The following is a 6965-nucleotide window of genomic DNA, read 5'->3' as shown; positions in this document are numbered from 1 at the left end:
CCATAAGGCATTGCACCGCCGCGATTCATTAAGTAAGTGAAAATGACATCAGCATCTTCCCCCATTAAATCTTGTTTAAAGGGGATTAATGAAACGTTAAGCGTTCCATCTTCTTTACTATCAATGACGCGCCCTTCAACTAATTCACCAAGACGGGGCTCCTCCTTGCGTTCACTTTCGTGAATGAAACAGCGGTACCCTTCTTGTGAAATAAAGAAAGATCCAACCATAAGCAAACGATAGACATTTCCCTTAATACTGGTATTACGGACTCCTTTTAAAGGAGCTTTTACTGCAATCTCCTGAATAACATCTTCCGTTGCAAGTTTACCAAACAGGCGATCATGACGATCTGTCTTCAGGGATACATATAAACGATCACCAACCTCAGGCCATAAGCGATCTATATTTGGAAGGTCATCCAGGGATACAAGAATGTCTTTGGAAAGACCGATGTCCACAAAAACCCCCAGTTTCCTTTTCACATTGACAACTTCCGCCCAGCCATATCGATCAATCTGAATTTCGGGTATCTTCATTGTCGCTGTTAGCCTTGCTTGTTTGTCATGGTAGATGAACACAGTTACTTCATCGCCAATCTCAAGTTCCGTTCCTTCATTCATTTCATTATGATGAAGTAAGACATCTTCTGAACCATCCGTTAAAAACCATCCAAAATCAGCCTTACGTTCCACTTCTAACTCTACAGCCATGCCGGCCTGAATGTTTTGCATGAATAAAAATCCTCCTGTTACTTACCTTTACCTACAATTGTACCCAATTATTTATTTTTCCAACATATTTGAATTTATCATTTTTTTGATGTTCTGTATACCTATTACGGTTTTTTATTTTTTAATCCTTCTTTTCTTCATGGAATACTTGCGGAATCAGAATCTGCCCTGTTTTACCGTTACTTAACAAGGTATGCATGATCACTTTGGATAATTGGCTCGGTTTATAAGGTTTAACTAAATAATCCTTCGCTCCCAAGGAAATTCCCTTCTCCCTTTCGTCAAGTGCGGTCGATACAAAAACGGGAATCTCATTCAAGTCAGCAGATCCTTTTAATTCCCTCAGGATCGTCCAGCCGTCCATCTCTCCCTCTTCAAGAAGGATATCCAGTACAATGGCATCCGGAGGTGAGGTTTCCAGTTTTTGAAATGCCTTTCTACCACTGTTGAAATAGCTAACGTGGAAGCCACTGTCCATCAATTCATATTTTAGCAGTTCCGCTAAGTTTATATCATCTTCAATGACCATGATTTCATGGTTAAGTTTTCTTGGCTGTCCATCATTGTTCTGCCCCAATTCTTTCAGAGTTACTCTAGGTAAGGATATGGTAAATGTACTTCCATGTCCATAATTGGAAACCACCGAAACATTTCCGCCGTGTGACTTTATGATTTCATCAACAATGGCTAATCCAAGGCCCGTTCCTCCAATCCGCCTGCGATCTGAATTATCGACCCTATAAAATTTCTGGAATAAATGCGGCATTGATTCTTTTGGGATGCCTAAACCCTCATCCTGGATATCTATGAAAAGCATATCGTTCCTGCTATATGCTCGGACAGAGATCCCGCCCCCATCAGGAGAATATTTGATTGCATTGCTTAAAAGGTTTGAAAATGCTTGTTCGATTTTCAAACGATCCCCTAGGATCATTAAATCCTTGGTTTCGATATTGAGCCGAATATCGTGCTGTGCTGTATTTATTTCCAAATGTTCAATTACCTTTTGAATTAATGGAATGATTTCCACATATTTTTTTTCATATATTTGTTTACCGGACTCCATTTTTTGAACATCCAAGAAATCATTGATAAGTGCGGTGAGCCTTTTTGCTTCATTGTAAATTGTCTGTAAATATTTTGTCTGTCTTTCGGGTTTCAATGGTTTGTTCAGCATCAATTCGGTAAAACCAAGGACGCTTGCAAGCGGTGTCCTTAATTCATGACTAACTGTACTGACAAATTCGGACTTCATTTGATCAACTTCATATTCTTTTGTAATATCACGATAAACCAAAATTGTGCCATAGCCTTCATCGCGATAATGCAGTGTTTCAAGATATACCTTTATGACCTGATTCGTCTCTTCCTTTTTAAATGTAAAACTTCGTTCTTCATAATTCACTCCCTCCGGATTATTAATCGCTTCATCCATTGCATGTAAAAATCTCTCCCCCTCCATTTGAGCAGCCATTTCAGCACTCCACATTTCCCATTTCATGTCAATTATTTGCTCAGGAAAAGAACCTATTTTAAAAATATCGCAAAATGGCTGATTGACCTGAATGACCTTTCTTTCCTGATCAATCAATTGGATACCTTCCTGAATCGTGTTCAGGATATCCTGATTCAGCTTCCTATTCTCTTCTGTCTGTTCGTAAAGCTTGATCTTGTCTAGCGACGTTGAGATTTGCTTAGCCAAGGTTTCGCATTCTTCCACTTCCTGATCGGTAAATAGGGTCCCGTACCTGCTGAAAACCATGATAGCTTCTACTTCTTTAAACGTGGATAAAACGGGAAGATATAAATCATAACTGTAATTCTTATTTTCGTGATACCCTTTCTCAGCCACATCTTGTTCTCTCTTTATAGTGAAGGGTTTCTTCTCTTCAAGGAGTCGATGATTCAAACCGCTGTTTATATTATTCCGGAATTGCCGTATTCCATTTTCCGATATTCCAAATGATGAGGAGACATCTTCATGTACTAAAGCAATCATCCCACGATCAGCAGAAATCAACCTGCTCATATTAAAGACAATGCTTTTTAGCACTTCCTTTTTATCTAAAGTCGATGATATACCATTGATTAGTTCATTTCTCCTCGTGAGCTTCTGCTCATTATCAGTGATGATTCCAAGTGTTACTTGAAGTTCATTTTGCTGGGCTTGAAGTTCATCCTGCTGTGCAAGCAGTTCTTCATTATGCGCCATCAATTCCTGCTCTTTTTCCTGAACGCTTGTAAACATTTTTTTGAATGCAATCGACAATACCCCTAGCTCATCCTTCCGGTTTTCCTTGACGGAAATAACAGCCTCCCGTCCGGCTGCAATTTCATTCGCCGCTATTGAAAAATCCGAAAGAGGTCTTCCTATGTTCCGGATGATCGATCTGACGATGAATAAGAAGATGAATAAGAAAATAAGGACGAACCCGACAAAGGCTCCTTGAATATAGGACTGCTTTTTCGTTAGATCCTTCACACTTTTATCGAGCCTTTCCGTTAAAGTGCCCGAGTATGATTTAATAGTACTGCGAAGACTCGTAATTTGTGCCGTAATTTCAGTACTATCCATTTTTTCAACCTCTAACTTCCCCCCTTTTTTTTCGGAATCAAATAAGGATGGAAGAACCCCACTAAAATAATATTCAGTAAAAGTCCCAAGCTCATTGGAGATATCCTTATCCTCCTTTGTATTGGCAATCTCCTTAAACGCTTCAATATTTTCCGTGATTGAAGTTTCCTCATTTAATGCTTTATCCTTTAATGCATCATTATTGAAAGCTATATATCCCTTAATATCTAAAAAGACGGTATTAAATTGATCGAATATTTCATCCATCATCAATTGTTTATCCACAATGCTTTGCCTCTGTTGGATATATTCAGCATTCAAAGACTGCAAAAAATAAAATAAAACCCCTGTTCCGACAATAAATAAAATGATGCAACCCGTCATTAAAGAAACTACTTGCCTAGAAAGGCTCTTAGTAAAGTAAGGATTCAGTTTCATGCAAAATGACCTCGATTTTTTCTATTAATTTTAACGGGCTAAATGGTTTGGACATGAAATAATCTGCACCCGCTTCCAATATCCTTTCTTGTTCAAATTGTTGGCTTTTTGCAGATAACATCAAGATTTTCCCTTGGTTTTTAATTTCAGACGACTGGATTTTTTCAATGATTTCCAATCCGGTATATCCGGGCATCATATAATCAAGAATTATAAGATCGTACGTATTGCTTTCGAGAAGCTGTACGGCCTCCATTCCATCCGCTGCTTCGTCAACGTCATAATCTTCATCTTCTAAAGTATCAACTACTAGCATTCGTAACACTTCCTCATCTTCCGCTAATAAAATACGCTTCATCATTCATCCTCCTAATTAACCCTCATGCGATTGGTGACTTGACTCCTGAAGTGTTCATGCACCATTTTGCAGATGGAATTCCATCGCAATACATGACCGTAAAATCCCCTTGCCTAGTTAAATTAACTTCGTCAATAGACGCTCTATCCTAGCCTGAAGTTCCCTAATGCTAAATGGTTTCGTTACATAATCATCCGCACCAAGTTTCAAAGCATTTGCAATATCATTTGTACTTTTCCTTCCAGTTAGCATTAAAACGGTGAAAAACTCAGCATTACTGCTTTGTTTCACATTTTGCAGCACTTCAATTCCATCCATGATGGGCATCACTCCATCCAGGATTAAAAAATGCCCTACATCTTCTTTTGCTCGATTGGATTTCAAAAATGATGGACCATCTTCATATACAGCGATATTCAAATCAAAATGCGGAATTTGAAGCGAATGCAAGGCTTTAGTTAAGATGGTCCGGATAATGAAATCATCATCGATAACGGACACATTGAGGGATTTCTTGTTATTTCCCGCTATTTGCATGCTTCCAACTCTTCCGCGGCCTGAGCGTTTCGCTTCATATAAAGAAGTGTCGGCTTCCTCCAATGCCTTCTTGGGCGTAACATCTTCATTATCAACCGTAAAAACACCCGCAGAAAATGTAACAGAAAATGTGCGACCATTCTGGTTGAATTTCTTTGCAGAAAAGTCCTTGATTAACTTTGTTAACTTGTGTTTAGCTTCATCATTCGATGTATCGGGGAAAATAATGACGAATTCTTCCCCTCCATACCGGCAAATCAAGTCCGAATTCCTTATATTGCTTTTCATGAATCGGGCAAACTCAGCCAGTACAAAGTCGCCCACCGAATGTCCATATTGATCATTCACCCTTTTAAAGTGATCTAGATCAATGATGCTTATCGAAAAATGACGCCCTGACCGCTTATAATCATTAAAATAGCGTGGCAGTGTATCTTCTAGGAATCTTCTATTATATACCTGTGTCAACTCATCAATAAGCACCGATTGATCAAAGGTTTTCTTCCGCTGTATATGCCTTTCCATCTTTACAATAAACTCATCGATATCAATCGGCTTACCAATAAAATCATCCGCACCCATCTTGAATGCTTTTATCCGGGAATCTTTATCGTTCTGAATGCTGATCATGATCTTCGGTATGAAATATTTCTCGTTATGAAGATGAATCTCCTGAAGGATTTGAAAACCATCCTTTGCAGGTAACTGAATATCAAGAATTAGGCAATCCGGCTGCATTTCAAAGTATTGATTTGTCGCTTTGACAGGGTCGGCGTTCGTTATGACCATCCATCCCTTATCCTCCAATAGATCTTTCAATAAAATCAACATGGAAATATCATCATCAATGATCTGGATGAGCGGGGCTTGTGAATCGCGGACAGGTTTTGCTTTTATTTCAACTTCATCAAAATGCTCATATTCATATGTATGTTCAATGAGCTCAAAAAGGAAATTACTAAGTTCCGTCCGATCCCAGACCTGCTCACTATCTTCATCCATCCCTTCCAATAGCTGTTCGGTGATGGCCATAAGTCCACACAATTGCAGGGTACCAGCCGTTCCTTTGATTGAATGCAGAAAACGGAATATCTCTTGGGCAGGAATGGTCTCCCCTGCATCCAGCTCTAACCAATCAGATAGTTTGTTTTTTATATTCCCAAATAAGCTATTTTTGTATTTTTCCATATTTACAAGATTCACTTCTTATCACTTAACCCTTTCTACCTAAACGACCCTACTGTCATCCTACTCCCAATAATTTCAACAATGACTTTTAGACTATGCAAAACTGTTTAATTCATTTTTTATTAGGTCTAAAGTATATTCTTTAAGGAATATTTTACATCATAAGGGCTAGTCTGATAAATAGAATATTGCCATCTTGCACAATTTATTTAAAATTTGTCATAAAGTTTACTTATTTACCTGACTTATTCATCCAAATCCACAATTTCATACTCAGGTATTTCGATGATATAATTTAATGATCAACAGAAAGGAAAAAGAAATCATTCATGACAAAAAAATTGTATTACACATCCACAAAGACTTCCCAATGGGATACCAAAATTCAGGAGAGCTTTGAAAAAGATGGCTTTTATTACATCACTCTTGAAGAAACCGCTTTTTATCCCGAAGGGGGCGGTCAGCCTGCAGATACTGGTTTAATAGAAGGGATCACCGTTCTTGACGTTAAAAAAGGCAATGATGGAACGATTCTGCATAAGACGGAAAAAAGGCCAGATTCAGAAATCGTCCACTGTGAACTTGATTGGTCCCGTCGCTTCGATCATATGCAACAGCATAGCGGCCAGCATTTACTCTCTGCTGTCTGCAGGGAACTGTTCTACTCTAATACGGTCAGCTTTCACCTTGGAAACGAATATGTAACGATCGATATAATGTCAGGAGTTCAATGGACTGAAGAACATACGGCTGCTGCTGAAAAGCTAGTTAATCAATATATCATCGAGAATCGCGAAATACTTATCTATTACGTGACAAACGAGCAATTACAAACACTTCCTGTCGTCAAAATGCCTAAAGTTTCAGAGAATATCCGTATTGTCGAGATTGAAGGAATCGAATATAACCCTTGCGGTGGAACCCATGTAGAGCGTACAGGTGAGATTGGCTTAATAAAAATTTTCAAAACGGAAAAGCAGAAAGAGCATACCCGTCTCTATTTTAAGTGCGGCTTCAGGGCATTGAACGATTATTCCGAAAGTCTAGGAATTCTTTCAGCATTATCGAATAAGTTCAATACCGGACGTACAGAGATTCTGAATAGGGTGGAGAAACTGGAGAATGACTATAAGCC

Annotated in this window: 5 protein-coding genes; 1 reads left to right on the top strand and 4 read right to left on the bottom strand. The window is 38.6% G+C overall.

The window, feature by feature from the left end; translation table 11 throughout:
- The 4 genes from ACFVSH_RS21140 to ACFVSH_RS21125 all read right to left on the bottom strand — a co-directional run.
- Positions 1-734, bottom strand: a 734-nt coding sequence (locus ACFVSH_RS21140) for a CvfB family protein (protein WP_387707680.1), incomplete at its 3' end; no start/stop codon positions are given.
- A gap of 121 nt (positions 735-855) precedes the next feature.
- Positions 856-3747 carry an ATP-binding protein gene (locus ACFVSH_RS21135; RefSeq protein ID WP_387707678.1) on the bottom strand — a complete coding sequence of 964 codons (2892 nt, stop codon included), beginning with the start codon at positions 3745-3747 and terminating at the stop codon, positions 856-858.
- Positions 3722-4105: a response regulator transcription factor gene (locus tag ACFVSH_RS21130; RefSeq protein ID WP_387707676.1), complete on the bottom strand. Its 384-nt coding sequence runs from the start codon at positions 4103-4105 to the stop codon at positions 3722-3724. The genes ACFVSH_RS21135 and ACFVSH_RS21130 overlap by 26 nt, the downstream gene beginning before the upstream one ends.
- A gap of 117 nt (positions 4106-4222) precedes the next feature.
- Complete coding sequence (locus ACFVSH_RS21125; protein WP_387599252.1) at positions 4223-5845, bottom strand: GGDEF domain-containing response regulator; 1623 nt, start codon at positions 5843-5845, stop codon at positions 4223-4225.
- Between the two features lie 314 nt (positions 5846-6159).
- Between ACFVSH_RS21125 and ACFVSH_RS21120 the strand changes: the two genes are divergently transcribed.
- Positions 6160-6965: alanyl-tRNA editing protein (locus ACFVSH_RS21120; protein ID WP_387707674.1), on the top strand; the 806-nt coding region annotated here is incomplete at its 3' end.

This window comes from Peribacillus sp. NPDC058002 (assembly GCF_042886655.1).
GTDB lineage: Bacteria > Bacillota > Bacilli > Bacillales > DSM-1321 > Peribacillus > Peribacillus aracenensis.
Note: the sequence above shows the minus strand (reverse complement) of the source record. Positions and strands in the feature narration are given on the sequence as shown.

What these genes read in the sequence shown, in the direction of transcription:
- ACFVSH_RS21135 (WP_387707678.1), bottom strand. Translation starts at nt 3,747, where the DNA reads ATGAAACTGAATCCTTACTTTACTAAGAGCCTTTCTAGGCAAGTAGTT.
- ACFVSH_RS21130 (WP_387707676.1), bottom strand. Translation starts at nt 4,105, where the DNA reads ATGAAGCGTATTTTATTAGCGGAAGATGAGGAAGTGTTACGAATGCTA.